This window comes from Methylomagnum ishizawai (assembly GCF_019670005.1).
GTDB lineage: Bacteria > Pseudomonadota > Gammaproteobacteria > Methylococcales > Methylococcaceae > Methylomagnum > Methylomagnum ishizawai.
The window spans coordinates 1,797,619-1,824,258 of record NZ_AP019783.1 but is presented as its reverse complement, the minus strand read 5'-3'; the positions used below and the strand labels follow the sequence as shown (position 1 = coordinate 1,824,258).

The 26,640-nt window shown below is 62.9% G+C and carries 28 protein-coding genes; 19 read left to right on the top strand and 9 right to left on the bottom strand.

Features of this window, described 5'->3' with window-relative positions; genetic code table 11:
• Window positions 1-17: 17 nt before the first annotated feature.
• Window positions 18-359 carry a histidine triad nucleotide-binding protein gene (locus tag K5658_RS08370; protein WP_221066491.1) on the top strand — a complete coding sequence of 114 codons (342 nt, stop codon included), beginning with the start codon at window positions 18-20 and terminating at the stop codon, window positions 357-359.
• Between the two features lie 156 nt (window positions 360-515).
• Here the strand turns inward: K5658_RS08370 and K5658_RS08365 are convergent, their stop codons facing one another.
• Window positions 516-977 carry a hypothetical protein gene (locus K5658_RS08365; RefSeq protein WP_221066490.1) on the bottom strand — a complete coding sequence of 154 codons (462 nt, stop codon included), beginning with the start codon at window positions 975-977 and terminating at the stop codon, window positions 516-518.
• Between the two features lie 161 nt (window positions 978-1,138).
• On the opposite strand from K5658_RS08365, the gene K5658_RS08360 reads away from it, so the two are divergent.
• On the top strand, window positions 1,139-2,068 hold the full coding sequence (locus K5658_RS08360) for a 5'-nucleotidase (protein ID WP_221066489.1): 930 nt from the start codon (window positions 1,139-1,141) through the stop codon (window positions 2,066-2,068).
• Window positions 2,069-2,088: 20 nt separating this feature from the next.
• On the opposite strand, the gene K5658_RS08355 is transcribed toward K5658_RS08360, so the two are convergent.
• Both K5658_RS08355 and K5658_RS08350 read right to left on the bottom strand, forming a co-directional pair.
• On the bottom strand, window positions 2,089-3,618 hold the full coding sequence (locus tag K5658_RS08355) for a CYTH and CHAD domain-containing protein (RefSeq protein WP_221066488.1): 1,530 nt from the start codon (window positions 3,616-3,618) through the stop codon (window positions 2,089-2,091).
• 171 nt (window positions 3,619-3,789) lie between these two features.
• Window positions 3,790-4,065, bottom strand: coding sequence for a hypothetical protein (locus tag K5658_RS08350; protein ID WP_221066487.1), 276 nt, complete (start codon window positions 4,063-4,065; stop codon window positions 3,790-3,792).
• Window positions 4,066-4,381: 316 nt separating this feature from the next.
• On the opposite strand from K5658_RS08350, the gene K5658_RS08345 reads away from it, so the two are divergent.
• The 8 genes from K5658_RS08345 (at window position 4,382) to K5658_RS08310 (ending at window position 11,867) form a co-directional block, all read left to right on the top strand.
• Window positions 4,382-5,626: a GGDEF domain-containing protein gene (locus tag K5658_RS08345; RefSeq protein WP_221066486.1), complete on the top strand. Its 1,245-nt coding sequence runs from the start codon at window positions 4,382-4,384 to the stop codon at window positions 5,624-5,626.
• A 65-nt stretch (window positions 5,627-5,691) separates the two neighbouring features.
• Window positions 5,692-7,860, top strand: coding sequence for a RelA/SpoT family protein (locus K5658_RS08340; protein WP_221066485.1), 2,169 nt, complete (start codon window positions 5,692-5,694; stop codon window positions 7,858-7,860).
• The gene (locus K5658_RS08335) at window positions 7,853-8,299 is read left to right on the top strand and encodes a hypothetical protein (protein WP_221066484.1); all 447 of its coding nucleotides are present in this window, start codon (window positions 7,853-7,855) and stop codon (window positions 8,297-8,299) included. Before K5658_RS08340 ends, K5658_RS08335 begins: the two co-directional genes overlap by 8 nt.
• 92 nt (window positions 8,300-8,391) lie before the next feature.
• On the top strand, window positions 8,392-8,616 hold the full coding sequence (locus K5658_RS08330; RefSeq protein ID WP_221066483.1) for a type II toxin-antitoxin system HigB family toxin: 225 nt from the start codon (window positions 8,392-8,394) through the stop codon (window positions 8,614-8,616).
• 62 nt (window positions 8,617-8,678) lie between these two features.
• Entirely contained in the window at window positions 8,679-8,906 is a 228-nt protein-coding gene (locus K5658_RS08325; protein WP_221066482.1) for a hypothetical protein, read from the top strand.
• A 106-nt stretch (window positions 8,907-9,012) separates the two neighbouring features.
• Complete coding sequence (locus K5658_RS08320) at window positions 9,013-9,438, top strand: hypothetical protein (protein WP_221066481.1); 426 nt, start codon at window positions 9,013-9,015, stop codon at window positions 9,436-9,438.
• Window positions 9,439-9,601: 163 nt separating this feature from the next.
• Window positions 9,602-10,297: a glutathione S-transferase family protein gene (locus tag K5658_RS08315; RefSeq protein ID WP_221066480.1), complete on the top strand. Its 696-nt coding sequence runs from the start codon at window positions 9,602-9,604 to the stop codon at window positions 10,295-10,297.
• A 394-nt stretch (window positions 10,298-10,691) separates the two neighbouring features.
• A complete protein-coding gene (locus tag K5658_RS08310) occupies window positions 10,692-11,867 on the top strand; it encodes an oxygenase MpaB family protein (RefSeq protein WP_221066479.1) in 1,176 nt (391 codons plus the stop codon).
• A 4-nt stretch (window positions 11,868-11,871) separates the two neighbouring features.
• Here K5658_RS08310 and K5658_RS08305 read toward each other — a convergent pair whose 3' ends face one another.
• From K5658_RS08305 to K5658_RS08280, 6 genes are all read right to left on the bottom strand, one after another.
• Window positions 11,872-13,215: a cytochrome P450 gene (locus K5658_RS08305; RefSeq protein WP_221066478.1), complete on the bottom strand. Its 1,344-nt coding sequence runs from the start codon at window positions 13,213-13,215 to the stop codon at window positions 11,872-11,874.
• A gap of 18 nt (window positions 13,216-13,233) precedes the next feature.
• The gene (locus K5658_RS08300) at window positions 13,234-14,289 is read right to left on the bottom strand and encodes a sulfotransferase family protein (RefSeq protein WP_221066477.1); all 1,056 of its coding nucleotides are present in this window, start codon (window positions 14,287-14,289) and stop codon (window positions 13,234-13,236) included.
• Window positions 14,255-15,301: an NAD-dependent epimerase/dehydratase family protein gene (locus tag K5658_RS08295; RefSeq protein WP_221066476.1), complete on the bottom strand. Its 1,047-nt coding sequence runs from the start codon at window positions 15,299-15,301 to the stop codon at window positions 14,255-14,257. The genes K5658_RS08300 and K5658_RS08295 overlap by 35 nt, the downstream gene beginning before the upstream one ends.
• A gap of 332 nt (window positions 15,302-15,633) precedes the next feature.
• Window positions 15,634-16,173, bottom strand: coding sequence for a hypothetical protein (locus tag K5658_RS08290; protein ID WP_221066475.1), 540 nt, complete (start codon window positions 16,171-16,173; stop codon window positions 15,634-15,636).
• Between the two features lie 215 nt (window positions 16,174-16,388).
• Window positions 16,389-16,976: a hypothetical protein gene (locus K5658_RS08285; protein WP_221066474.1), complete on the bottom strand. Its 588-nt coding sequence runs from the start codon at window positions 16,974-16,976 to the stop codon at window positions 16,389-16,391.
• Between the two features lie 70 nt (window positions 16,977-17,046).
• Window positions 17,047-17,556, bottom strand: a complete 510-nt coding sequence (locus tag K5658_RS08280; protein ID WP_221066473.1) for a hypothetical protein — start codon at window positions 17,554-17,556, stop codon at window positions 17,047-17,049.
• Window positions 17,557-17,790: 234 nt separating this feature from the next.
• Here K5658_RS08280 and rlmKL point away from each other — a divergent pair, with 234 nt between their 5' ends.
• From rlmKL to kdsB, 9 genes are all read left to right on the top strand, one after another.
• Window positions 17,791-19,992 (top strand): bifunctional 23S rRNA (guanine(2069)-N(7))-methyltransferase RlmK/23S rRNA (guanine(2445)-N(2))-methyltransferase RlmL, encoded by a 2,202-nt coding sequence (rlmKL, locus tag K5658_RS08275; protein ID WP_221066472.1) that lies wholly within the window; start codon window positions 17,791-17,793, stop codon window positions 19,990-19,992.
• Window positions 19,993-20,127: 135 nt separating this feature from the next.
• Window positions 20,128-20,409: an acylphosphatase gene (locus tag K5658_RS08270; protein ID WP_221066471.1), complete on the top strand. Its 282-nt coding sequence runs from the start codon at window positions 20,128-20,130 to the stop codon at window positions 20,407-20,409.
• A 458-nt stretch (window positions 20,410-20,867) separates the two neighbouring features.
• Window positions 20,868-21,467, top strand: a complete 600-nt coding sequence (locus tag K5658_RS08265) for a nitroreductase family protein (protein WP_221066470.1) — start codon at window positions 20,868-20,870, stop codon at window positions 21,465-21,467.
• Between the two features lie 108 nt (window positions 21,468-21,575).
• Entirely contained in the window at window positions 21,576-23,483 is a 1,908-nt protein-coding gene (locus K5658_RS08260; protein ID WP_221066469.1) for a DCC1-like thiol-disulfide oxidoreductase family protein, read from the top strand.
• A gap of 92 nt (window positions 23,484-23,575) precedes the next feature.
• Window positions 23,576-24,196, top strand: coding sequence for a MotA/TolQ/ExbB proton channel family protein (locus tag K5658_RS08255; RefSeq protein WP_221066468.1), 621 nt, complete (start codon window positions 23,576-23,578; stop codon window positions 24,194-24,196).
• 9 nt (window positions 24,197-24,205) lie between these two features.
• Entirely contained in the window at window positions 24,206-24,640 is a 435-nt protein-coding gene (locus K5658_RS08250) for an ExbD/TolR family protein (RefSeq protein ID WP_221066467.1), read from the top strand.
• Window positions 24,637-25,635 (top strand): tetraacyldisaccharide 4'-kinase, encoded by a 999-nt coding sequence (gene lpxK / locus K5658_RS08245; protein ID WP_221066466.1) that lies wholly within the window; start codon window positions 24,637-24,639, stop codon window positions 25,633-25,635. The genes K5658_RS08250 and lpxK overlap by 4 nt, the downstream gene beginning before the upstream one ends.
• The gene (locus K5658_RS08240; RefSeq protein ID WP_221066465.1) at window positions 25,632-25,850 is read left to right on the top strand and encodes a Trm112 family protein; all 219 of its coding nucleotides are present in this window, start codon (window positions 25,632-25,634) and stop codon (window positions 25,848-25,850) included. The genes lpxK and K5658_RS08240 overlap by 4 nt, the downstream gene beginning before the upstream one ends.
• A complete protein-coding gene (kdsB, locus tag K5658_RS08235) occupies window positions 25,847-26,623 on the top strand; it encodes a 3-deoxy-manno-octulosonate cytidylyltransferase (protein WP_221066937.1) in 777 nt (258 codons plus the stop codon). The genes K5658_RS08240 and kdsB overlap by 4 nt, the downstream gene beginning before the upstream one ends.
• Window positions 26,624-26,640: the final 17 nt, after the last annotated feature.

Here is a 26,640-nt window from a genome sequence, read left to right as displayed (position 1 = left end):
CCAAGGGAAAATCCACCATGACCGACTGCCTGTTTTGCAAGATGGTGTCCGGCGAGATCAAGCCCGCCGTGGTCTACGAGAACGAGCACGCGCTGGCGTTCCGGGATATCCGGCCCCGCGCCCCGGTGCATGTGCTGGTCATCCCCAAACGGCATTGCGCCACCCTGGACGACCTGCCGACCGACGATCCGGCCCTGGCCGCGGCCTTGTTCGGGGCGGTGCAGAAAGTGGCGGAATTGGAAGGCTTGACCAACGGCTACCGCACCGTCATCAATTGCCGGAGCGATGGCGGGCAGGAGGTCTACCACCTGCACCTGCATGTGCTGGGGGGGCGGGCCATGGCTTGGCCACCGGGCTGAACCGGGACCGCAAAAAACCCTGGGGCGGGCCAGCCTCCCAGGGTTAGGGGATTTGCAGGATCGTCCCGGTGGGCACGGAATACGTGCCCACCCTATAGGGAATGTGAAAATGCTCTAGGACATGGGACCGGAAACAGCGCCCCGCGCGATCTCCGCTCAGTTGGAAGGTTCGTTGAAATCCACGCCCAGGATGGACCAGCTATTGGGATCGGCCTCGTTGTCGGCGATCATGCGGACCTTGCAGGCGAATAACCTGTCGACCTGGCCCTTGTCCTGGTCGATGATCCTGACGGTGGAGCGGATGATGTAATGGCGGTTGCCCAAGGCCCAGGCTTCGGATTTCTCGTCGAGGAACTGGGCGGCATCCGATAGGTCGCCCTCGTCCTTCACCGCGTCCTTGCAATGGCTCAAGGCATAGCCGATGCGGGGGGTCTTGTTCTCGATCCGGCCCAATTGCTCCTCCTCCGCCTCCTTCTCGAAAAAGGCGTCCGATTTCACAATACTCATCACCAGGGGCATCACCCCGTTGTTCAACACCGTGTAGAGCAGGGCCACGAAAAGGATCAGGAATAGAATCGAAAACTTGCCGCGTGTGAATTTAGCGATGAAATCTTTCATGTTGGGTTGCCTTTGTCGTTTTCTCTTTATGTAATCGGTCAAGATGGGCAGGGTAGTCCGCTTGCAAGGGAGCGAATTTTGCGGGAGTGTGCCGCAAATGTACACAGGCAACCCGCCGGGCCGCGACCGCCCCGCCGCCACCCCACCCGGACCGGAACGCGATGAAACAGGATAAAAAACTCGTGGTCGCCATCTCGTCCCGCGCCCTGTTCGACCTGGACGAGTCGCACCGCATCTTCGAGGCCGAAGGCAAGGACGCCTTCTGCCGCTACCAAGTCAAGCACGAGGATGAGACCCTGGAACCCGGCGTGGCGTTCACCCTGGTGCAAAAACTTTTGGCCCTGAACCCGGCGCTGCCGGAACCCCTGGTCGAGGTCATCCTGCTCTCCCGCAACAGCGCCGACACCGGGCTGCGGGTGTTCAATTCGATCCGCCGCCACGGGCTGGATATCACCCGCGCCGCCTTCACCAGCGGCCAATCGCCGTTCGGCTACATCGGCGCGTTCGGGGCCGACCTGTTCCTATCGGCCAACGCCGAGGACGTGGCCCAGGCCCTGGCCGCGGGCCACGCCGCCGCCACCATCCTCGATTCCAACCCGGCCCACAGCACCAACCCCCAACTCCGCATCGCCTTCGATGGCGACGCCGTGCTGTTCTCCGACGAAGCCGAGCGCATCTACCAAGCCGACGGCCTTGGCGCGTTCACCGAGAACGAGGTCGAAAAGGCCAAGACGCCGCTGTCCGGCGGTCCGTTCAAAGCCTTCCTCGCCAGCCTGCACCATATCCAAAGCCTGTTCCCGCCCGACCTGGCCCCGATCCGCACCGCCCTGGTCACGGCCCGCGGCGCGCCCGCCCACGAACGGGTGGTCAGGACGCTCAGGGCGTGGAATATCCGCATCGACGAGGCTTTGTTCCTGGGCGGGATGGACAAGGGGCCATTCTTGCGGGCGTTCGGGGCGGATATTTTCTTCGACGACCAGCAGAAGCATTGCGCCTCGGCCTCGGGGCATGTGGCGACCGGGCATGTGCCGCATGGCATCGCCAATCCGCGCGTTTTGCCGGGACCGGCCGGCCCCGGCGGCAAGGCATAGGCGGACCCGGCGTGTCCGCCCTATAGCGGCTTGGCCGCGGGCTTGAACAAACGCCGGAATTTGCGCCGCCGCCCCGCCGCCGCGAACCCGGCGAAGCAGTCCGGAAAATCCTCCCGCAACCGCCGCTCGTGGTTATAACGCCGGTCCAGCAAGGCACCCAAGGCCAACAGCGTCCCGGTCGGCGCGCCCGTTGCCCGCAAGGCTTCGGCGAAATCCCGTAACTGCCCGATCTGGGCCTGGGCATCCTGGTACGCGCCCAAATGTTCCTGCAAGCCTTTGAGCGCCTTGATGAGCGGGTCGATCCGCTCCGGCGGATAGAGTTCGCGGAAGAATTCCAGCAGATAGCGCAGTTTCTTGGCGGTCTTGCGCAATTCATGGAGCCGGTCGGCGGGGCTCGCGGGTTCTATCGCCAAGCCTTCCGCGACCACCCGCCGATAGAGCTTCCAGATGCGGCGGCCGGCCAACGCCCGGATCGGCAGGGCGGCTTGCGGCGCGGTGGGACGGGCGGGCGGTTCGCGGTGCAGGAAGCGCTCCCATTGCCGCGCCATGCTGCGGTAGCCGGGGGACTTGAGATAGTCGTTGAGCCGGGCATGGGCGGCCGCGGCGCGTTCGCGGAGCAGCGCCCGCAACGGTTCGAGTTCGCCGTGCCAAGCCTCCGGCAACGCCTCCCGGTGCCGCTCGAAATCCAACAGGTACACATCCAAATCGCGGGGTTCGCCGGTGACGCGCCCGAGCTCCGCGAAAGCCTGGGCATAGCGCAGGGTGGCCGCCGCCGGGAACACGCCTTTGATCTGGCCCAGGGCGGCGCGGGTGCGCCGCACCGCGACCCTGAAATCGTGCAGGAATTCGGTGTCGATGGGGTCCAGGACACCGGCCTCGTTGCGCCGGATCGCCGCCCACTGGGCCGCCAGGATGCGCTTGGCCGCCACATCGGCCCGCTCCGCCGGATCGAGCCGGCATCCGGCCACGCCGGATAACTCCGACACCTCGGCCCGTCCACCCACCGGGGCGGGCTCCAAACCGAAGCGTCCGCTCACAGCCACCACGGTATGGCGGAACCGCTTATGCCCGCAGCCGACCGCGACCAGCCGCAACCGGACAGGAAGCGGCGGCGCTTCCAGCGCCGGAATATCCAGTTCCGCCCGCATCAGCGCCTCGCCCGCCGCGTCCTCCCACACGAACATCTCGCGCACCAAGGCGATACCGGGCCGGGGTAGCAAGGCCCGGCAATCCAGCAAGGCCGCCACCGGCCCGCGCCAAGGAGCCGACGGCAGGTCTTGGGCGAAGCGCGGCGGGGCCGCGACGGCGACCGGCTCATACCAAGCGCCGCCGGGTCCGGCCACCCATACGGCGAGCGCGTCCCCATCCGGCTCGATGGCGTAGCCGAACCCGGCCCGCCGCAAGCGCCCGTCGAAGCTGTCGTAATACACCCGCTCCAAACGGCGGCGTCCCTGGGGCAGGAAGCCGAAGGCTTGCTCCAAGGCATCGGCCAGTTCGGCGGGATTGGCATGGGAAGGCAGCGCGAATTCACTGCGGAGGAGATCGCTCATAGCGGCGCGGTGGCTGAGGAACGGGCCGGGATTTTCCCATGGCACCCCGCCCCCTGTCTCCCCGCGCATCCAGGACGATAGGAAACAACGCCGGGCCAGGCTGGAACGCAGTGGAATCCGGGACTCCGGGTTTCCCCAAGAACCCCCGGATTCCGCTTCGCTCCATCCGGGCTACGCCACCCGGTATAAAGTTTGCCGCGACGGCGGCGTCTTGGGCGCGTAGGCCGCGGCGGCCTGGCCGGGGGCGGGTTCCAGGCCGACGGGCCTGAGATCGTATTCCGGCACCAGCAGCACCAACCCGGAAGCGAAGACGATATAGACCTCGTGGGTGTCGGAGTGCGGATGGCGGACGATGACGGCCTCCTTGCCGACATATTGGGCGCGCCGCGGATTGCTGTGCAGCGGCGCGTAGATCATGGTGGTTCCAATGGTGAATTTTCCGTCCATAAGCATCATCATCCAGCAGTGGTTTCGATTGCCATGGGCCATCTCTCGGCCCTCCGCCTGGAAACAGGCTTTGGCATTGCAGCAAAGCCACCCCGCCCCGGCAATACGGGAATCCCTGCATTGCTTAAGGGCAGCGGAGGGACTAGCCTTCGCCATGGACGGGCCGCTTCCATAAACCCGGACCGCGTGGCTCGCCCCGGATTCCCCGCCGGGATATACTGCCCCCGAGCCGAAGCGGCCGCGCCCACGCCGACCGAACCTGGCTAGCCCGGCCTTCGCGGCCCCCCTCAACGCCCCTACCCCAGTGTTGCCCCGGATGCCACCCAGTGCCGCTTTCCCCTGGATAGACCCCATCCCCCGTCCCGTGCTGCTGGTCGCCCTGGACGATGGCCGTATCGCCTTCGCCAACCGCCGGGCGCGGGAAAAGCTCGGAACCACCGCCCAGCCCGGCCCGGCGGCGGCGTTCTTCTCCGAACCCGGCGACCTCGCCCACCTGCTCGAAACCACCCGGACCGGACCGGCCCGCCTGGACCGCACGGCCTTGCACAGCGCCGCGGGAGCCCGCGCCTGGTGCCGGGTCGAGGCCGAGCGCACGCTGATCGAAGGCCGCGAATATGCCTTGTTGAGCCTGGACGAGGCGCAGGACGACCCGGCCCACGGATTCCCGGACCCCCGGTCGGCCTGGTGGCGGGCCATGTTCGACCAAGCCGGGATCGGCATCGTGCTGTTGGACGCGACGGGCCGGCTGCTGGACGCCAATCCGCGCTGGCTGGAACTGTTCGGCTACACCTGGGACGATGCGCGGGCGCTGCGCCCCTCCGCTTCCCTGGACCAAGGCCGGATCGGTGCCCTGCTGCGTGGCGAAATCGCCCAATACCGTGTCGAGCAAGCCTATGTCCGCCAGGATGGCACGCCATTCTGGGGGGATTTATCGGTCGGCGCGTTGCGCGACGCCGAGGGCGCCGCCCGCTATGTGGTGGGCTTCCTGCTCGATATCACCGCCCGCAAACGCGCCGAGGACCAACTGCACGAAGCCAACGAGCACCTGGAAATGCGGCTATTGGAAAACCAGCGGCTACAGGAGCAACTGGCCGGCTTCGCGGTGCGCGACGGACTGACCGGCCTGTTCAACCGCCACTACCTGGAAGCCACCCTGCACCGGGAACTCAACCGCGTGGGCCGGGAAGACCAGCCCCTCAGCGTGGTGGCCATGAAGATCGACCAACGGGCGGGCGATCCGGCCCTCAAAACCGTGGCCGGCCTCCTGCAAAGCCAGATGCGCGGCGCAGACCTGGCCTGCCGCTACGGCGACGCGGTCTTCGTGGCGGTGCTGCCCGGCGCGCCCCTGATGAACGCGGCCCGGCGGGCCGAATCCTGGCGCGCCGCCGTGGAAGCGCTCGCCATCGACCACGCCGGCCAGACCCTGCGCTGCACCCTGTCCATCGGGATCGCCGAATATCCCCGCCACGGACTTTCCGGCGAGCAACTGCTCGCCCAGGCCGACAACGCCCTCCACCTCGCCCAAGCGGCCGGCCGCAACCGGGTCATGGCCTGGGGTTGAACCCCGGCGCGGAACCCCTAGAATTCAGCGGAAGCGGCCCGCGCCGGGACCGATACGGATTTCCCATGAAGCATTCCTATTACCACGCCGATATTTCCTCCCGCCCCAACGACGAACTGCTGGCCCGGCTGTCGGCGGGCTACAAGGAAGAGGAGCGCGGCAAGATCGCCGAAGCCCTCGAACTCGCCGTCAAGGCGCGGGACAACGACACCCAGGTCCGCCCCCGCGGCATCGATGTCGCCCACACCCTGCACAATCTCAAGGTCGATGCCCCGACCCTCCAGGTCGCCCTGCTCAGCGATCCCTATCTGCGCGACACCCTGGACGAACACGAGATCGAACACCGTTTCGGCCCGGCCATCGCCGAACTGGTGCGCAAGGTGAACTGGCTCAACACCTTCGACGAATACCGCCCCGACGAGCCCAAGCAACCCGACCAGGCCGAATTGCTGCGGCGCATGTTGCTGGCGGTGGTGAACGATGTGCGCGGCGTGGTGGTGAAGCTGGCCTACCGCCTGCAACGCCTGCGCCTGCTCAAGGACCAGGACCAGGACGAACGCCAGCGCCGCAAGATCGCCCTGGAAACCCTGGACATCTTCGCCCCGCTGGCCAACCGGCTCGGCGTCGGCCAGCTCAAGTGGGAACTGGAAGACCTGTCGTTCCGCTACCTGGAACCGGAGGAATACAAGCAGCTCGCCAAATCCCTGGCCGCCAACCGCGCCGAGCGCGAAGGCTTCATCCACCGTTTCATGGCCGACCTGCGCGAGGAATTCGAGGCCCAGGGCATCAAGGTGCGGGTGTTCGGCCGCCCCAAGCATATCTACAGCATCCACCGCAAAATGACCCGGAAGGAGGTGCCGCTGGACGAGCTTTACGATCTGCACGCGGTCAGGGCCATCGTCGAGGACGTGCCGTCCTGCTATGCCGTGCTGGGTTTGGTGCATAGCCGCTGGCTGCATGTCCCCAAGGAATTCGACGATTACATCGCCAACCCCAAGGACAACGGCTACCAATCGTTGCACACCGTGGTGGTGGGACCGGAAGGCAGGCCCGTCGAAATCCAAATCCGCACCGAGGACATGCACGCCTTCGCCGAATACGGCGTGGCCGCGCATTGGCGCTACAAGGAAGGCGGCAGGCAAGATGCCGCCCTCGACCGCAGCATCAACGCCCTGCGCCGCCTCCTGGAAAACAAGGAGGACGAAACCATCCTGGAAAGCTTCCGGGCGGAATTGTTCGAGGACCAAATCTTCGTGCTGACGCCCAAGGGCCAGGTGATCCGGCTGCGCAAGGGGGCGACGCCGGTGGATTTCGCCTATGCCATCCACACCGAGGTCGGCCACCATTGCCGGGGCGCGAAGGTCAACGGGCGCATGGTGCAGCTGACCCACGCCTTGAAATCCGGCGACAAGGTCGAGGTGCTGACCACCAAGGCCGGCGGGCCGAGCCTGGGTTGGCTCGACAGCCACTTGGGCTATGTCAAGACCGCCCACGCCCGCGGCAAGATCAGGGCGTGGTTCCGCCAGCAGGACCACGAAAAACACCTCAAGGCCGGCAAAACCATCCTCGACCGCGAACGCCAGAAGATGGGCGTGAAGGAGGTGGATTTGGAGGACCTGGCGCGGCATTTCCATCTGCCGCACGGCAACGATTTGTTGTTGGCGGTGGGCCGGGCCGATATTTCGGCGGCGCAGTTGGCGGGCGTGCTGAAACCCGCCGATTGGCAGCCGCCGCGCCCCAAGGTGCCGGTGGTGAAGAAACCGGTGCCGCAAGGCCAGGCCAAGGAGGAAGTGACGATCCAGGGTATCCGCAACCTCATGACCCATATGGCCCGCTGTTGCGCCCCGGTGCCGGGCGATCCCATCGTGGGCTATATCACCATCGGGCGGGGCATCGCCATCCACCGGCGGGATTGCGTGAACGTATTGCAATTGCGCGAGGAGAAGCACAGCCGTTTGATCGATGTGGCCTGGGGCGAGGAGCAGGAAACCTTCCCGGTGGAACTGGAAGTGCGGGCGCTGGACCGCAAGGGCTTATTGAAGGATATCGCCCATGTGCTGTCCGCCGAGCATATCAACATCCTCCGCAGCAACACGCTGACCGATCCCGACAAGGGGGATGTGGTGATGCTCATCACGGCGGAAGTCGCCGACCTGGCCCAGTTGAGCCAGGCGCTGGACCGGATCGGGGAGGTGCATAATGTTTTGGGGGCGCGGCGGAAGGAGCATGGGTGAGGGAATCAGCACAGATTTTATGTCATCCTGCACTAATCGGAGCGGCCTAACCAATAAAGCGAGTAAAGCAAGGAAAACGCCTTTGGAAAACACGGCGAAATCGTACAAGCAAAAAACAATTGACGAAGCACTCTCAGTCAACTTGGCAGACGGTATATTCATTATCACATTTTACAACTCACGGCATTCAGCCAAAGAACCCGATAGCCAAATTAATCCGTTCGAGATTTTTGCTGCGGCATCTCAAACAGAAATTGAAGATTGGATAAAGCGCTCAAAAATGCTCATGTCGTCTTGTTATGCGGTAGGAATCGCATTTATAGACAAGAGTACGGAATACGAAAAAATTAGAGATGACTTTATCAATAGCAACCCCGGCTTTAGCGACGCGACTTACGGACGTGCTTTCTATATTGGAGCTACTGCGGCTTGCTTTTAACCAGTAAGGCCTTAGGGCAGAATAGCGTACCCACGTATTCCGCCGACCCGCCCCCGCCATTTTGGATATAACCACCCACCTCCCAGAAAACCATGCGAGTTATCTCCAAGAAACCCATCCGTGAATTCTGGGGACGCCACCCGGAATCGAAACCCGCGTTGGAAGAATGGTTTCGCAAAATGGGGCAAATTACGGCAACATCCTTTCCCGAATTGCGGAGAACCTTCAGCTCGGCGGATTATGTCGATGGCTATACGTTATTCGATGTGGGCGGCAATAAATATCGGATCGCCACCGTCATCCACTACGACAAATAACGCCTCTATATCCGGCAAGTCATGACCCACGCCGAATATGACCGAAACCATTGGAGGAAAAAATGAACGCCGTCCTCAACATCGAAAAACTGGTTCCCGCTTGGCAGGCACTCAGAGCCACCGCCCCCATATCCCATATCGAATCAGAAAGCGATTACGAACAAGCCACCGAACTCTTGAACAACCTACTCGATATTGTCCGGGACGATGCCACCCATCCGCTATATTCGCTGGTTTCCGTGATTGGCGATTTGATCGAGACCTATGAACACGATCACGAGCCGCTATAGCTCGTAGGATGCGATGAACGAAGGGAATCGCATCATTTGGGCAGCCCCGCTCATCACCGCACACTACAAGAAGCGACAGCCAAACCCGGCTCATTAGCAAAAAGCCATGGAAAAATACTTCATAGAACCCACCCAAGAATCGGGAGCCGCCTTATTTAGACGGGGTATTTCAGGGCCGGTGGTGATGCTGAACCTGATCCGCCTCAAAGAGATCGCGGATTACGCCAATAGCCCGGAACTGGCACCCCAAACCCAAATATCCGGCGGAGAGGCGTTCCAAAAATACATAGACCACGCCCTGCCCTTCCTCAAGGCAAGTGGCGGTGAACTGCTACTGCTCGGGGACGGTGGAAAACTCCTTGTCGGCCCCAGCGAAGAGCAATGGGATATTGTCATGCTGGTTAGGCAAAGCTCCGTGGCAAGCTTCTTCGCTTTCGCCTCCAATCCTAGATATATGGCTGGAATAGGCCATAGAACCGCCGCAGTCCTTGATTCCAGATTATTGCCGGTAGTGGAGCGCCACATTCCGTAGCTGTGGTGAACGGAGACAGGCCCGTAGGGTGGAATAGCGTACCTGCGTATTCCGCCGGATGTGGAATCCCAACCACGCAGCGGCAAGAGGGGTTTCGCTACGCTCCACCCATCCTACGGTACCGATCTGCCCTATCAACCACCATCCCCAACGAGGCTTTGCGATGCTGACCCTCTATTCTTACCCTCCCCTATTCGGCGTCGCCGACAACAATGGCTACGGCCTGAAGGTTTTCGCGTTCATGCGCCTCGCGGGACTGGCTTTCGAGCAGGTGCATACGCTTGATGCTTCCAAGGCACCCCGGGGGCAACTTCCCTATCTCATCGACCAGAACCAGACCGTGGGCGACAGCGACACCATCATTGCCCACCTTAACCAAAAGTACCCATCCAACCTCGATGCCGGTTTGACCCCCGCACAGCGCAACACCTGTGTCTGGGCCAGCCGCCTGCTGGACGACCTCTACTGGGCGATGTCTTATTCGCGCTGGCAGGACGAACGCTACTGGCCCGCCTTCTGTGCGGCACTGACGCGGGAACACCCCGAAATCAACGAAACCGCGCTGTGCCAAGCCCGCGAATACAACCGCCAGCGCTATTTCTTCCAAGGCATAGGCCGCTATGAGCCGGATGCGGCCCTAGCCCGTGGCATCGCCGACCTCCAAGTGCTGGCAGACCTCGTTCCGGCGCAAGGATTCGTGTTCGGCGACCAACCCACCAGCCTCGACGCCGCCCTCTACGGTTTCCTCGCCAACATCCACTTTTACGAAATCGATACCCCCCTGAAACGCTGCCTGGAAAACCACCCAAACCTGGTGCGGCATTGCCTCGAGATTCATCGGAGGATTACCGCTGTTTAGGATAAGCGGGTCCTTTATGGGTTGGTGCCCCCTGCGAATCGAGCGGTTCCTGGGGGTCCGGCCTATCGAATTTGACAGGTAATTAACGCCACGTTATAGCTTATGGGGTGGAATAGCACACCCGCGTATCCCACCGGATGTGGCATCCCGACCATGCGGCGGAATACGTCCGACCTCAAGCCCGCGGAACCGGCAAGACCACGGGTTCCGCACCGCTCCATTCATCCACGAACCACAGGCCAGCCCGCGACCCAGGAACACCCCAGGCACGCGCCTTGCCAAGTGCCGCGCCCCGTATCGTTGGCGTATACGGGCGTTTCTCCGCCGCCCACATTTGTTTGGTCAACCTCTCCTATATTCTTCAATCAATCGCGCAACCTTCAGAAGAAGACCGATGAAAGCCGAACCCTTTACTCCCGGAAGCTCGCCATTTCCCCCGCTGTCTCCCGAGCGCGTCGCGGCGGCCAAGGCGCGGCATGGCGAAGCCGTTGACCGCTATCTGGAATGCCTGCATATCGGCGACCCGCTGGCCGACGCATTGACCCTTCATTTCGCTACGCTCCCGCCCGGCGACGGCATGAAAATGCTGAACCTGGCGCTTGAAGAAGGTATCGGGGCGGTCGAGGACGCGCCCGACGAACTGCGGGCCTTGTTCGAGACGCTGGATCGTGTGCCGTTATGGGTGGATTGGGACCGCATGCGCCATGCCAGCGCCAAGATTTGCCGCAACGGCTTCTTGGTCGCGCTGTCGTTCGCGGCCTATGCCTTGCCGCACTCTTATCTGGCCAACGGCAACAAACCCCTGGCGTTCACCGCCGAACTCCTCAATGCGACCCCGTTGCGTTTCGCCCGCACGGCGCGCTTCGTGGTCGAGACGTTCTATCCCCAGGGCTTGCGGCGCGATGCGGACGGCTTTAAATGGGCGGTGTTGATGCGGATGATGCACGCCCGCGCCCGGCAGCAGTTGCTGCGATCCGGCCAGTGGGATTGCGCGACCTATGGCCTGCCGATCAATCAGGCGCATATGGCGATGAATGCCGTGTTCTTCTCGTTCTATGTGCTGAAGGGTATGCAGCGCATGGGGGTCCGCTTCACCCCGCAAGAGGTCGAGAGCATCTTGTTGACTTGGCGCTATGTCGGCTATTTGTTCGGCATCCATCCCGAGATGGTCTACACCTCGGAGTATGAGGCGCAACGGTTGCTCGATATCGGCTTTTCCCTGGAATTCGATCCCGACGAGGACTCCAAGCGGCTGTGTAAATCGATGATGGAGGCGGGACCGGCCTTCCTGAAAATCGACGATCCGCGCCTGGCCCAATGGGAGATCAACCTCGTCTATACGATGTCCCGCCATCTGCTCGGCGACGGCTTGGCCGACCGCCTGGGCTTCCCCCCGGCCCGGCACCGGTGGCTGGGCCATGCCTTCATGGCCTGCGTGCGCGGGTCGGAATGGTTGCCCTTTTTGGTGCCCGCCGCCGTCCGTAACTTCATGGGGATGGAGTTCTGGCTGGACATGAGCGATTACGAGAGCGTCCCCTTCGGGCAGCACGCCTCCCGCCCTCCGGCTTGAACGGCTATGGCGCGGTCGCCGCCCGCGCCCGCACGGTCATCTGGAACCCCCGTGGAAATTGATAGAACACCAGGGAATTCACCACGGGGGGATGGCTGGACACCACATTCAACCGCCAGCGCGGGACGATGGCCGCCAGCATGAACACGGCTTCCATCCTGGCGAAGGCTTCGCCCACGCATTTATGGACGCCCAGCCCGAAGGCCGACAGGGCCAGCTTGGGATGGTCGTTCTCCTCCAGCCAACGCTCCGGCTTGAAGCCCCCGGCCTCCTCGAAGAAACGTTCATCGCGGAGGCCGGCCAGCAAACAAGGCTGGAGGGCCGTTCCCTTGGGAATCAAGTAATCGCCGAGGGTACTGTCCTCGATGGCTTGGCGTCCGACGTAGTAGACCGGCGGGAATAGGCGCACCGTCTCGTCGAACACCGCGCGCGCATACACCAGCCGGTCGTAATCGGCCAAGCCCGGACGCCGCCCCCCCAACACCCCGTCGATTTCGCGCTCCAAGCGCTCGCGCACCGCCGGGTGCTGGTCGAGGCAGTAGAACATCCAGGCCATGACGTTGGCGGTGGTTTCATGGCCCGCCATCAAAATGACATAGGCTTCGTCGCGCACCTCGGCGCGGTTCAAGGAGCGATCCACGCCGCCTTCGTCCTTGGCCCGGACCAAATGGGAAATCAGGTCGTTACGTTCCTGGCTGGCGTCGAGGGCTTGGTCGATGATGGCGTCGATCTCATGATCCAGCGCACGGAAAGCGGCTTGGGCCTGCCGGTTCCGCGGCAAAGGCAAGCGGGCCAAATAGCGGTTGAACGGCAATTGGCCGAGCGTGAAATCCCAAAAAACGCCTTTGAGCGCCTCCCCGACCAAACCGGGATCGATCCGCGAATCCGCGCCGAAGAAGGTCCGGGTCGCGATATTCAGGGCGGTCGCGGTGGTGGTTTGGACGAGGTCGATGGTCTGGCCGTCGCGCCAGCCCCGTTGCAGTTTGTCCGTCTCATCGATCATGGTCTCGGCATAACCGTTGAGCGCCTGCTTGTGGAAGGACGGCTGGACCAGCTTGCGCCGCCGCTTATGCTCGTCGCCATCCGAGGTCAGCACGGTGGGACCGCCCAGGAAAGTGGCCCGCTTATAACCCGGCCCTTGCTCGAACGAGGCGCGTTTTTCGACCAAGGCTTGCTGGATCAGCACCGGGTCGAAGATCACGCAGAGCTTCCTGAACGGCACGCTGAGATAAACGATGCCGCCATATTCGGCCTGGAGGCGGGCGAAGAAATCGGCGTTATTGTGTAGCCGCGCCCAGAAATGGCGGATGGCGCGGCCTTTGGGGCCGGGAGGGAGTTGGGTGGTCATGGCGTGTCACCTGGATCGCTAGGGTTGAAGGCCGTAGCCCAAAAGTTGTTGTCCCGGCGCGCAGGCGGCGGCCAGCCGGGCTTGTTCGTCCGGGGCCAGCCCTTGCCAAGCGGGTGGCCTGGAGCGCGGCAGGGCGGCCGCCGCCTCCAGCCAGGCCGGGTTTTCGTATTCCGGCCCCACGAACCGGATGAACCGGGTCAATTCCTCGCGCGGCGCGGCCACCAGGATTTCATAACCCACGGACAACACCCGGTTCTGCGGCAAGGCGTTCAAATACCCGAGGCCGCGTTCGATCATGCCGCTCCAGAACCCCCCGAACGCCGCAAGCGGGAGTTCGGTCCGCCGGTATTTCTCGGCATCGAAGCGCCAGAACAACAGCCGCTCGAACCAGGGCATCCACGGGCTGGTGCCGGGCACGTTGAACGGGTGGAAGGGGTCGAGCCCGAACGCCTTCAAGCGCAGCGCGGCCTGCACCCGCAGGCGGAAAAAGTGATGGCGGTACATGGACAGGGCGGTATCCCGGCCATCCCGGTAGATATGGACGAACCGCGCATCGGGAAACATCCGGGCCAAGGTGGGCACGAACAACAAAGACGCCCCGGAACGCTCCAGCCATGCCTGTTTCCCGAAGCGGCAGGCCAGCCAATCGAACACGAAGCGGTAATGCCCGGCCAGCGTGTCCGCGCCCCGCGCCCGCAACAAGGGGGCGAGTTCGTCCCAGAGCGCGTCAGGGTCCCCGGTCAGGTGCGGCAGCGTGGCGCAGAGGATCGGCGGCAGATTCTCGGGTTGGTAACGGCCCCCTTGCGGATACAGGAATTCATCGACGGTCAGGCCGTTCTTCAACAAGGCCCGTCCGCCGGGCGGCAGGGTATTCAGGCGCTGGAACACCGCCTCGCCCGTCGGCCGCCCCCCGCCGGGAAAGGCGTTGCTGGACAGCGAGGTGAAGAATTCCGAAATGCTCAACAGGTCGGGATGCAGCTTGACCATATTCGACAACAGGGTCGAACCGCAGCGTCCGGTGCTGACGATGAATAAGGGTTTAAACGAGGCCGTCGGCGAGTAATTGTTCGACATGGTCTTGGATGGTTTGGGAAAAAGGGATATAGCGGAGGCCCAGCCGGGTTTGGCTTTTGGTATTGTCGAAGGCCACCGGCAAGCCGATGTTCCTGGCGATGAAGCGCCAGCTCAGGCCAAAGCCGGGACCGGCCACATAGGCCAAGACCTTGGGAAGGGTCCGTTTCGGCAACTTGTAGCGCCCCGGAAAATGCCGCTCTATGGCCTGGGCGATCCCGAGCAGCGAACCGCCCTCGCCCACCACGATATGCCTGCCCTCGGCGTCGGCCCGGAACGCCGCGGCCAAATGCGCCGCCGCGACATCGCGCACATCGACCACGCCGAACGCCAGCGCGGGCACGCCCCAGGCGAAGCGGCCCCGCAGGAAATCGCGCAAGGTGGCGATGCTGGTGGAATCGACCCTCGGGCTGAGGGAAGGCCCCATGACGAATCCCGGATTGATCGTCACCAAGCGCCAGCGGTCTTGGCCCTGGGCCACTGTCCAGGCGGCGCGTTCGGCGAGCGTCTTGGAATAGGGGTAGGGCTGGTGGCGGGCCGAACTGCTTTCGTTCCAATCCGCCTCGGTGAATATACCCCGCGGCGTCCGCTGGAGGTCGGCGTTATCGCCGCAGATGGCCGCGACGCTGGAGGTCAGGACCACCTTCTTCACCGAGCCGGCTTTTTGCACGGCGTCGAGGACGTTGAGGGTGCCTTCGAGCGCCGGTTCGATGAGTTGCCGGTGCGGGTCTTCCACCCCGACGCCCAGGAATGGCGAGGCGGTATGGATAACCACTTCGCAGCCTTGGGCCGCCGCGTCGAAAGAACCTTTCACCAGCAGATCGGCGGCCACCGGCTGGAATGAACCGGGCGCGGCGGCGCGTTCCAGGTGTTGGTAGCGGTCTTTGGCGTCCAGGTGCCTGACCGTTCCCCTCACGGTACATCCTTGATCCAAAAGTTGCTTCACGATCCAGGAGGCCACATAGCCGCCCGCGCCCGTGACCAGCACCGGCTTGTTTTTATCGATGGTGAACATTGCCTAGGCATCTCCACGTTATAAAGCCACGCGGATAATCTGGACCGCTTGTGGGAAACCGGGCGTGATCCGCTAGTCGCGGATAAGCGTAGCGCATCCCCCAACAGCCGCCGGTTAAGTGGACCAAAACATGATGGGCCGCACCTTCCCCATTTTACAAGCCGTCCTTAGCGCTGGCCCGGTGTTTTACAGTGTCATTATGATCGCCCGCGTCGCAGGTTCCGCCGCATCCTGCCCATCCTGCAAACCCGCGATGAAAAAAGGCCGACGCCCACCGGGCACCGGCCTTTTGCCTGCTTAGCCCGCCGGAATTCCCGGCCAGCCGGCCGCCCTTATTCCGCCGAACAAATGGGGGGTATGGCCTTGAGGTATTGGTAAATCGCCAGCAGGTCGCAATCGGCCATCTTGCTATAGACCGGCCAGGGCATCACTTGCAGCTTCGGTCCGGTGGGATCGTGCATATCCGTACCGTTCCGCATGATGTCCTTGAATTGCTCGAAGGTCCATTCCGGGTGGCCATTCTTACCGCAAGGGGTCAGATTCCGCGACACGAAGGGACCGAAGGTGGTCCCCCCGGCCAAATAGCCCGCCGTATTGATCTGCTCGGGTTGGCCCTGGAAGGGATCGCCGCCGCTGGCGTAGGGCGGATTCGTATGGCAATCGTTGCAACCGCCCACGGCGTTGACCAAATAGCTACCATAGCCGACCCGCCTGGGGTTGATGCCTTTCATGCCCAGGTTCAGCGTCACCGGCGCCATGGCCAGACCCGCTTCCGAGCGATCCAACGGCACCGGACAACCGGCGGTGGCGGCGGCCTGGTCGATAGCGAGGACGCTCAACAAACCCAAAGCTAGCGGTAGGACTTTTTTCATTTTCGTTCTCCTAGGCAGTGATGGTTCTTTGAACCCTGGTTCCGCAAACGCGGGCGGTACATGTTCATCCGTGAAGCCGCCTCTAATTCAGTATCCTTGACTCCCCTCAAAGCCACGCCACCCGCACGCGGTACCTCCGGGCGCATCCATGGTACCTGCTTTTTGGGAAGAAAAAACCCCGGCGTGACTATGGAATGGCACGGTGTATCCCCACACTAAGGGGATACGCAATCATAGGCGACGATGATTTGTTCATCGACGACCTGCACCCGCGACGAGCCGACCTGAACCGGCAAGGTCGATGTTTTTCCGCATTGATAGGAAAATCCGACATAGCGGGCGATTTTGGGTTGTTTTCTACGGTGACAATAATCCGCTGCGGCGCTCTCGGATTTGGAGGCTTCCCGGGCGGCATCACCTTGGAACCAGAAATCTATCGATCCCTCGTTGTATTGGAGCACACGGATCACCGGCCCGGCGCTGGTCGTCAAGAAACTGAAGTATGGGGTTAAGGCTTCCGCCGATAGGTTTGCGTCCGGTTGTCCGCTGGGGTTCCTCAATGGATTGATAAGAGAACCCAAAGCCGATGTCAAGGCCGAGTCGATGCCGCCCCCTATATTGGCGTTGCATAGGGAAAGACCCGCTGGCAAGTGTTGTGGATTCAAGGGTCCGAAACTAGCGCGGGTGAGGTTGACCCCTTCGGGTTGGGCCATGGATAAAGTACCGCAGCCCGATAGGATCGCGCTTAATAGGGCGGTGATCGCGGGGGATATATATTTCGTATATGGGGTGATGGTCGTCATGTTTTGGTTCCTTGCTTTTTAGGGTCGATGTGCGGTTCATTCTATGGTTTTTGGCATGGGATGGCGCAGCCTATTTCGTCCCGCCCGTCATGGTTTCGATCTCCATCGGGTTGACTGGGATTTTATCAACCATGCCGTCCAATAATTCCCTGTAGAAAGCCAGCCACTCCCTGTCATATCGCGCAAACTCCGGGATGCTCGATTTTCCTGAGTACGCCAAACTTATCGTTTGCCCTTTGACTCGCACCGCTATTTCAGTTTTCTCGTCATGAAATCCTTCAGAGTTTCCTACTCCGATATTATCACCCCTTCCAGCAACCCAGCGCTGGATTTCAGGGAGGCTTAATATAAGCTTCGCATGAAGATAGTGTTTTTTTATTTCTTCATTTTCAACAAAACTAAACGTCTCCACCTTCATATCCACAGTTGGATCGCCATAAATAAAATTCCCCCTACTGGGAAGAAAAAAAATCTTGACGTAATCCTTACCATTGACATCCTCCTCCTCTTCTTCTTCGGCAAAGACCGGCTGCGATAACAACAAGATGATCGATAAAATTGTAAGTTTGAAAGGTTTCATGGCGGTTTTGGCAAGTTAAGGTTGAAGGAAACTTTATAACCCATAGGCATTTCCGAATCACAGCCCAGACACTACGCCAAACTATCTCGCCCATCAAGCACACCGCTCATTTTAGAATCACCGTCAATGGCAAAATCCCCCAAACCGCGACATTCCTCCCGCTATCCTCCCGCCCCCCCACATGCTATGGTGCGTCCCCCCTTTTCCCCATAGCCCATCGCCACGCCCGATCCCATGAATCCAACCCACCGCTTCTTCGCCACCGCCCCCCTGGGGCTGGAACTCCTCCTGGCCCAGGAACTCCGCGACCTGGGCATTCCAGAAGTCGCCGAGGCCAAGGCCGGCGTCGCCTTCGGCGGCGACCTCGAAACCGCCTACCGCGTCTGTCTCTGGACCCGCCTCGCCAACCGGGTCTTGCTGCCCATCGCCCAATTCCCGGCGGACAGCCCCGAAGCCCTCTACGCCGGGGCCGCCCGCATCGAGTGGGCCGACCACATGGACGCCGAAGCCACCTTCGCCGTCGATTTCGCCGCCAACCGTTCCCAGATCACCCACACCCTGTTCGGGGCGCAACGGGTCAAGGACGCCGTCGTCGATTATTTCCGCGCCCGCTCGGGCACCCGGCCCTCGGTGGACCTCGCCGAACCTGAAATCCGCATCAACCTCTATCTCGACCGCGACCTCGCCACCGCCAGCATCGACCTGTCCGGCGACAGCCTGCACAAACGCGGCTACCGGCTCGACGGCGGCAAGGCCCCGCTCAAGGAAAACCTCGCGGCGGCGATCCTGCTCCGCGCCGGTTGGCCCAAGTTCGCCGCCGCGGGCGGGCAGTTCATCGACCCCATGTGCGGTTCCGGCACCCTGCCCATCGAGGCCGCGCTGATGGCGGCGAATGTCGCGCCCGGCCTGCGCCGGTCCTGGTTCGGCTTCCTGGGCTGGCGCGGACACCGGGCCGGCCTCTGGCAAACCCTGCGCGACGAGGCCCAGGCCCAAGCCCAAGCCGGACTGGAACATCTACCCCCCATCGTCGGCTACGACATCGACCGCACAGCCGTCCACACCGCCCTCGCCAACGTCGAACGCGCCGGTTTGCGTGGCCGGGTCCACATCGAGCGCAAAGCCATGGCCGAAGCCCGCCCGCGCCTGGCCCACGGCCTGGTGGTGGCCAATCCACCCTATGGCGAGCGCCTGGGCGAAGAGGAAACCCTGGTCCCGCTCTACACCGGACTGGGCGCGACCCTGCGCGAACATTTCCAGGGCTGGCAGGCCGCCGTGTTCACCGGCAACCCGGAACTGGCGTTCAAGCTCGGCATCCGCGCCCGCCGGTTCTACGCCCTCTACAACGGGGCCCTCGAATGCAAGCTGTTCAACTTCGAGATCGCGCCGGAACGCTTCTTCACCCCGCGCGAAGGCGGCCCCCCGAGCGAAGCCCAACGCCAGCACAGCGCCCTATTCCGCCAAACCCGCGCCATCGATGTCCACAGCGGCGGTGCGGCCATGGTCGCCAACCGCTTGCGCAAGAATTTGAAAAACCTGGGCCGCTGGGCCAAGCAGGAGGGCATCAGTTGCTACCGGCTCTACGACGCCGATCTGCCGGAATACGCGGTGGCGGTCGATCTCTACCAAGGCGAGCAACTCTGGGCCCAGGTCCAGGAATACGAAGCCCCGGCCACGGTCGATCCGGCCAAGGCCGAACACCGCTGCCTCGAAGCCCTGGCCGCGATCCAAGCGGTGCTGGAACTACCGCCCGCCCAAATCTTCCTCAAAACCCGCCGCCGCCAGAAAGGCACGGCCCAATACGAGAAACAAGCCGAATCGGGCCGGTTCTTCGTGGTGGAGGAAGGCGGCTGCCAATTCTGGGTGAATTTCGAGGATTACCTGGATACCGGGCTATTCCTCGACCACCGCCCGGTGCGCCTCATGATCCAGCGGGAAGCCCAGGGGAAAAGCTTCCTCAACCTGTTCGCCTACACCGGCACGGCCACGGTCCACGCCATCCGCGGCGGGGCCAGCGCCACCACCACGGTCGACCTGTCGCGCACCTATCTGGATTGGGCCGGACGCAACCTGGAACTCAATGGGATGCGCGGCCATCAACACGAGTTGATCCAAGCCGATTGCCTGGAATGGCTGGCCGAGGCGGTGCGCGGCAGTTGGCGCTACGACCTGGTTTTCCTGGACCCGCCGACCTTCTCCAGTTCCAAGCGGATGCGCGACACCCTCGATGTGCAGCGCGACCATGTCGGCTTGATCCGCCAATGCGTAGCGCTGTTGGCACCGGGCGGCAAGTTGCTGTTCTCCACCAACCACCGCAGGTTCAAGCTGGATACGGAGGCGCTGGCCGATTTGCGGATCGAGGACATCAGCCGCCGGACGCTCCCCAAGGATTTCGAGCGGGATGCGCGGATCCATCGCTGTTGGGCGATCAGCCGCTAATCCGGATATCGGGCGAAACGATTTATGATGTAATGTTGCTCAGCCTGTAGCGATACACCACACAGGCGCACGGCCCAAGACAGGGCGTTCACTATCGGAGACTTGAAAACCAGAAAGGGGGCGAGGCCGGGATCGATGCGACAGCGTGTGCATGTATGGGTAAGTGGTCGGGTACAGGGCGTGTATTTCCGGGGGACGGCGAAAGCCCAGGCGATGGAATTGGGGTTGGCGGGTTGGGCGCGTAACCGCGCCGATGGCGGGGTCGAACTCCTGGCCGAGGGCCCGCCCGAACGCATCGCCCAATTCCTGGCCTGGTGCCGGTCCGGCCCGCCCTTGGCGCGGGTGGACGAATGCCGGGTGGTCGAGGAAAGGCCGTTGGGCGATTGCGTGGGTTTCGAGGTGCGGCGCAGCCGTTGAGCCGTCGCCAGCGGGATCTGTAATTGCGCGTAGGTACCGATGCGGATAGGTGCGGAACGGCCGGGGTGGTTAACTCTCGGTCCAGAGGCGTTACCCAAAGGACAGGAACCGTAACGGCGGAGGAAAGCCAATCCGGGTGGCCCAAGGAGGGGCGACAGGGAGGAAAGCCGGTTCAGGGCATGAACCCGATGGAATCCCGGCAATCCGGTTTTCCCCGCCGTGGCGAAGGGAATCGCCCGCCTCATTAACCGTCCGGTCGTTTGGAGTCGTTGATAGCATGGCCGGGAGCCGCCCGGCCTCTGAAGCCCACTTGCCGCCCAGGCCGGTCGTTCCGGCTTGGGCGGATTTTGTCGTATCTTTTATCCCCGGCGGATGGGATTGCCGGTTCGCCCATCCACCCTGGAGTGGCGGTACAATTCAGCCGCCCGCGGCCGCGCCGCTTCTTCCAGGACAGCGCCATGTTCGACAAACCCGCCCTGACCCAAACCCCCATCGCCGATCCCCTGGCCCGCCGCTGGAGTGGCCGGGCCTACGATCCCGCCCGTCCGGTCGAGCCGGAAAAACTCGCCGCCCTGTTGGAGGCCGCCCGCTGGTCGCCCTCCTGCTTCGGGGACCAGCCCTGGCGCTATCTGATCTGGGACCGGTTGGGCGACCCCGAGCGCTGGCGGCGGGCGTTCGACTGCCTGGTCGAGGGCAACCGCGGCTGGGCGATCCACGCGCCCGTGTTGATGCTGGCCTGCGCCGACCGCCAGTTCGCCGATGGCCGTCCCAACCGTTGGGGCCAGTACGACACCGGGGCCGCCAGCATGAGCCTGTCGGTCGAGGCCACCGCGCTGGGCCTGATGGTGCATCAGATGGGCGGCTACGATCCCGCCAAAATCCGCGCCGAATTCGCCATCCCCGAGCGCTACGACTGCATGGCGATGTTGACCCTCGGCTACCAATTGCCCGAAAGCCAAATCCCCGAAGACCTCAAAGCCCGCGAATACGCCGCCCGCAGCCGCCGCCCCCTGGGCGAAAGCTTCTTCGTCGGCGACTGGGACCGGCCCTACGCCTGAAGCCCCGGTTCCACGGTATTTTTCCCGCAGCCATCGCACCCGCGGGGGCGGATTCATCCGCCCTCCAGCCCCGTGTTGGCGCATGCATCCGCACATCCGCTCCCCGACATGTACAAAACCATTTTGAATCTCGTCGCCCAAGGGCTGCAAAAACCCGTACCCGCCACCGGGCTCGGTATTTTCCGCATCGCCTTCAGCCTGGTGATCTTGCAGGAAATCCTGTTCCTCTATTACTTCCGCCACCTCATTTTCGACCCGGTGCCCTATCTCGACCGGGCTTCGCCGATGCTGCATTTCTTCCTGCTGGTTTGGCTGGCGGTCGCCGGGTGTTTGGCGTTGGGCTACCATACCCGCCGCGCCGCCGTATTCAATTATCTATTCTGGGTCTTGTTCGTCTGTTTCACGCCGATGTGGCAGGATTTCGACGGCGGTTTCGACCAGTTGATGACCAGCACCAGTTTCCTGTTGATCTTCCTGCCCGCCGAGCGCGCCTTATCGCTGGATAATCTACGCCATAAGCTGCGCTATTCCATCCCCGGCTCGCCTTATCAACCGCCCACCCAGGTCACGGTCTTGGCCTATTATCTGCCGTTGGGGATTTCCTTGGGCCTCCTCTATTTCGATTCCGGCCTGCATAAGCTCTCCTCGGAATTCTGGCGCAATGGCATGGGCTCCTGGTTGCCACCCACCATGCCGTATTACATGTCCGCCATCGACATGAGTCCGCTGTTGAATCTCAAGGTTTTCGAGCAACTCATCGGCTATGCCATCATCTTGTTTCAATTCCTATTCCTACCGCTGTTTTGGCACCGGCGGTTCCGGGTACCCTTGATGCTGGCCGGTGCGACCTTCCATGCCGGGATCATCCTGTCGCTGAATATCTATCCCTTCGGTTTCGCCATGCTGGTGCATTATCTATTGATGGTGCCGTTCCGCTGGTGGCGGGAGATACACGATAAACTCCGCTTGGCGCAGCCGATCCTGACCGTGTTCTACGACCAGGATTGCCCCTTGTGCAATCGCACGGTGATCGTGGTGCGGCATTTCGATGTGCGCGGGGCCATCGACTTCAAGGGTTTACAAACCCATGCCCGGCAATACCGGGCCTTGGATGCCATTCCCGACGATAAGCTCTTGACCGACCTTTACGCCCTGGATGGCCAAGGGCGTTTATTCGCCGGATTGGATACCTATATCAACATCCTCCGGGCCATGGGTTATACCCTGCCCTTGGCTTGGATCATGGGTTTGCCGGGCTGTTATGGTTTGGCCGGACGGGTCTATCGCAAGATCGCCGATAACCGCGAGCGCTGGGTTTGCGACGGGGCTTGCGCGGTGATTACCGCGCCTCCGTTCGAGGACGAACGGCCTTTTTCCCGCGGGTATGCCCGTTATGCCGCCACCGAGCGCCAGACCGCCCAGCGCATCGCCAAATTCCTGGTTTTGGTCCTGGTGCTGCAATTGAATAGCACCATCCATTACGGCCTGTTATATCGCTGGGCGCAGCGGCCCGCCGATCCGGCCCTCGCGATATTGGATCATCTGAGCGATTCCATCATCAATTATTCCCACGCCTTTTTGGGGATTACCCCGCACGCCTTGTATATGCACGACCATTTCGCGGGTTATAACCATATCCTGGCGCTGAGCTACCGGGATGCATCGGGCCGGGAAACCTGGCTGCCCTTCGTCAACCAGGAAGGCCGCTTGCTGTCGCCGCATTGGGGCCGGGTGCAATCGATGTGGGCGAATGTGGCGGTGACTTCGCATATGGGCCGCGAGCGCCTGGAGAAATTCCTGCGCAAAATCACGGCCTATTGGGCCATGGAACTGGGCATCGACCTCAAGGACGCCGATTTCGTCATCAAGCTGAAGGAAGTGCGGGTACCCATGGATTGGGAGGACGATTTGCGCCACAAGAATATGGCCGCGCCCTGGCGGGATATCGGTGTGGTGCAATGGCGGGGTAAGACGATGCGGGTGGATATTCCCGGCTTGGATATCGAAGCCCTATGATGAAGACGGCCTCCCCACCCGTGACTTGAATCACGGGCGGGTAGCCCAAGCTCCTGTTAGTATTAGCGGCTTTGTTTGACGGGGAGAGGACCGTGTTCGAGATCATCACTTCGGGCGGCTGGATGATGTGGCCCATCATCGCCTGTTCCGTGCTGGCCCTGGCCATCGTCGTGGAACGCTTCTGGACCCTGCGTCCGCAACGGATCGTTCCGCCGCACCTGGTGAACCATGTCTGGGGGCTTTACCGCAAGCACCAGTTCGACACCATGCAACTCCGCGCCCTGCGCATGGGTTCGCCCTTGGGCACGGTGCTGGCGGCGGCGCTGGCCAGCCACAGCCAGGGCCGCGCCGCGATGATGGAGAGCGCCGAGCAAACCGGGCGGCAGGTGGTCCACGAACTGGAACGCTATCTCAATACGCTCGGCACCATCGCCTCGGTCTCGCCCTATCTGGGCCTTTTGGGCAGCGTGCTGGGGATGATCAAGGTGTTTTCCACCTTCTCGGTGGCGGGGGGCATCGGCAATCCGGCCCGTTTGGCCGGGGGGATTTCGGAAATCCTGGTCGCCACGGCGGCGGGTCTGGCGGTGGCGATTCCGAGCCTGATCTTCCACCGCTTTTTCCAGGGCCGGGTCACCGATTACGCCGTGCGGATGGAGGAGGAAACCCAGCGTTTGATCGACGCCGTCCACGCCGCCCGCGAAGACGACCACTGAGGCATCCCCATGAATTTCCGGCCACGGCGACGGGAAACCCCGGAGCTGAACCTCATCCCCATGATCGACGTGCTGATCGTGCTGCTGATTTTCCTGGTGCTGACCACCACCTTCAGCCGGGAAGCCGAACTCAAAATCCACCTGCCGGAAGCCACCGGGACCGATCCCTCGGAAGACCCCGGCATCGAGGTCGTGGTCGATGCCGAGGGCCGCTATGTCATCGAGCATCGCCAGACCGTGAACAACCAGCCCGAGACCGTGAAGAAAGCCCTGCGCCTCGCGGTCGGCGAGCGCAAAGACCCGCTTATCGTCATCGACGCCGACAAGGACGCCACCCACCAAGCGGTGATGACCGTACTGGACGTCGCCAGCCAACTGGGCTACCGCCATGTCACCTTCAACGCCATGCACGAACCCGGCGGAACCGCGGGCGGTAAGCCATGAAGTCCGACCTGGGCCGTTGGCTGCAAGCCCAGTGGTACGGAGCGTCCGGGCCGCATCCGCTGCTCTTGCCCTTGGAGGCGCTGTTCCGGCAGGCGGTGGCCCTGCGCCGCCGGGCCTATCGCGAAGGACACAAGCGCTCCGAGCGCCTCCCCGTCCCGGTGATCGTGGTCGGCAATCTCACCGTAGGCGGCACCGGCAAGACACCCTTGACGATCTGGCTGGCCGATTTCCTCAAGGCACAGGGCTACCGGCCCGGTATCGTCAGCCGGGGCTATGGCGGCAAGGCGCAAGCACAACCCCTGGCCGTGGACGCCTCCACCGATCCGGCCCTGGCGGGCGACGAGCCGGTTTTGATCGCCCGCCGCACCGGCTGTCCGGTCTACGTCTTCCCCCGGCGGGCGGAAGCGGGCCGGGCGCTGCTGGCGCGGCATGATTGCGATATCCTCGTCGCCGACGATGGCTTGCAGCATTACGCCCTGGCCCGCGATATCGAAATCGCCGTGGTCGATCACGCCCGGCGCTTCGGCAACGGGCATTGCCTCCCGGCGGGACCGCTCAGGGAACCGCCCGAGCGCTTGGCCGAGGCCGATCTGGTGGTGTATTCCGGCGCGGAACAAGCGCCCGCGGGCTATGCCATGGCCTTGGTCGGCACGGAAGCCGTGAACCTCCGGGATGCAACCCTGCGCCGTCCCTTGGCCGATTTCGCCGGGCGACCGCTGTGCGCACTGGCGGGCATCGGCCACCCGGAACGGTTTTTCGCCCATTTACGCGCCGCCGGGCTAACATTCGAGGCCCGCGCCTTCCCCGACCATCACGCCTACCGCCCGGAGGATTGGGCGTTCGCCGCCGGGGCCGACCTCCTGATGACCGAGAAGGACGCGGTCAAATGCCGCCCACACGCCGAGGCCCGGCATTGGTGCGTGCCGGTCGCGGCCCGTTTACCGACGGCGTTCGGCCAAGATTTATTAACCCTGTTGAAGGCTAAAACCCGATGAATCAGAAACTGCTTGAAATCCTGGTCTGCCCGGTCTGCAAAGGCCCGCTGGTCTACAAGAAGGAAGAGAAGGAATTGATCTGCAAGGCCGACCGGCTGGCCTATCCGATCCGCGACGATATCCCGGTGATGCTGGAAGGCGAGGCCCGCCGCATCAGCCTGGAGGAATACGACGCCCTCGCGCCCCAGCGTCCGGCCCCGGTGGCGGCGGAATAATGGCCGGCTTCAAGATCGTCATCCCGGCCCGCCATGGCTCGACCCGTTTGCCCGGCAAGCCTTTGCTGCCGGTGGCGGGCAAGCCGATGATCGCCCATGTGTGCGAGCGGGCGCTGGAAGCCGGGGACGAGGTGTTCCTCGCCACCGACGACGAGCGCATCCGCGAGGCCGTGGCGGATTTGCCGGTCCAAGCCTTGCTGACCCGCCCGGACCATGCCAGCGGCACCGAGCGCATCGCCGAGGTGGCCGATGCCTTGGGTTGGCCGGATGACGCCATCGTGGTCAACCTGCAAGGCGACGAGCCTTTGATGCGGCCCGCTTTGATCCGCGAACTGGCGGCGGCCCTGGCCGGGCAGACGGCGGCGCGGGTCGCCACCCTGGCCGCGCCCATCGGCGAAGTGGCCGAGGTGTTCGATCCCAACGCCGTGAAGGTGGTGACGGACGCCCAGGGTTATGCGCTGTATTTCAGCCGTGCGCCGATTCCCTGGCACCGGGCGTCGTTCGGACAGGCCGGACCCGGCTTGCCGGAGGATTTCCCCTGGCTCCGGCATATCGGCATCTATGCCTATTCGGCGGGCTTCCTGCGGGACTATGTGCGTTGGCCCGCTTCCCGCCTGGAGGCGGTGGAAGCCTTGGAGCAATTGCGGATACTGTGGCGGGGTGAGCGCATCCGGGTGTTGCCGGTGGACGAAGCCCCGGAGGCGGGGATCGATACCGAAGCCGATTGGCGGCGGGTGGAGGCGGTGTTGGCGGGACGGAATCCAGCGGGTTAGGCGCTTTGCGCCCATTC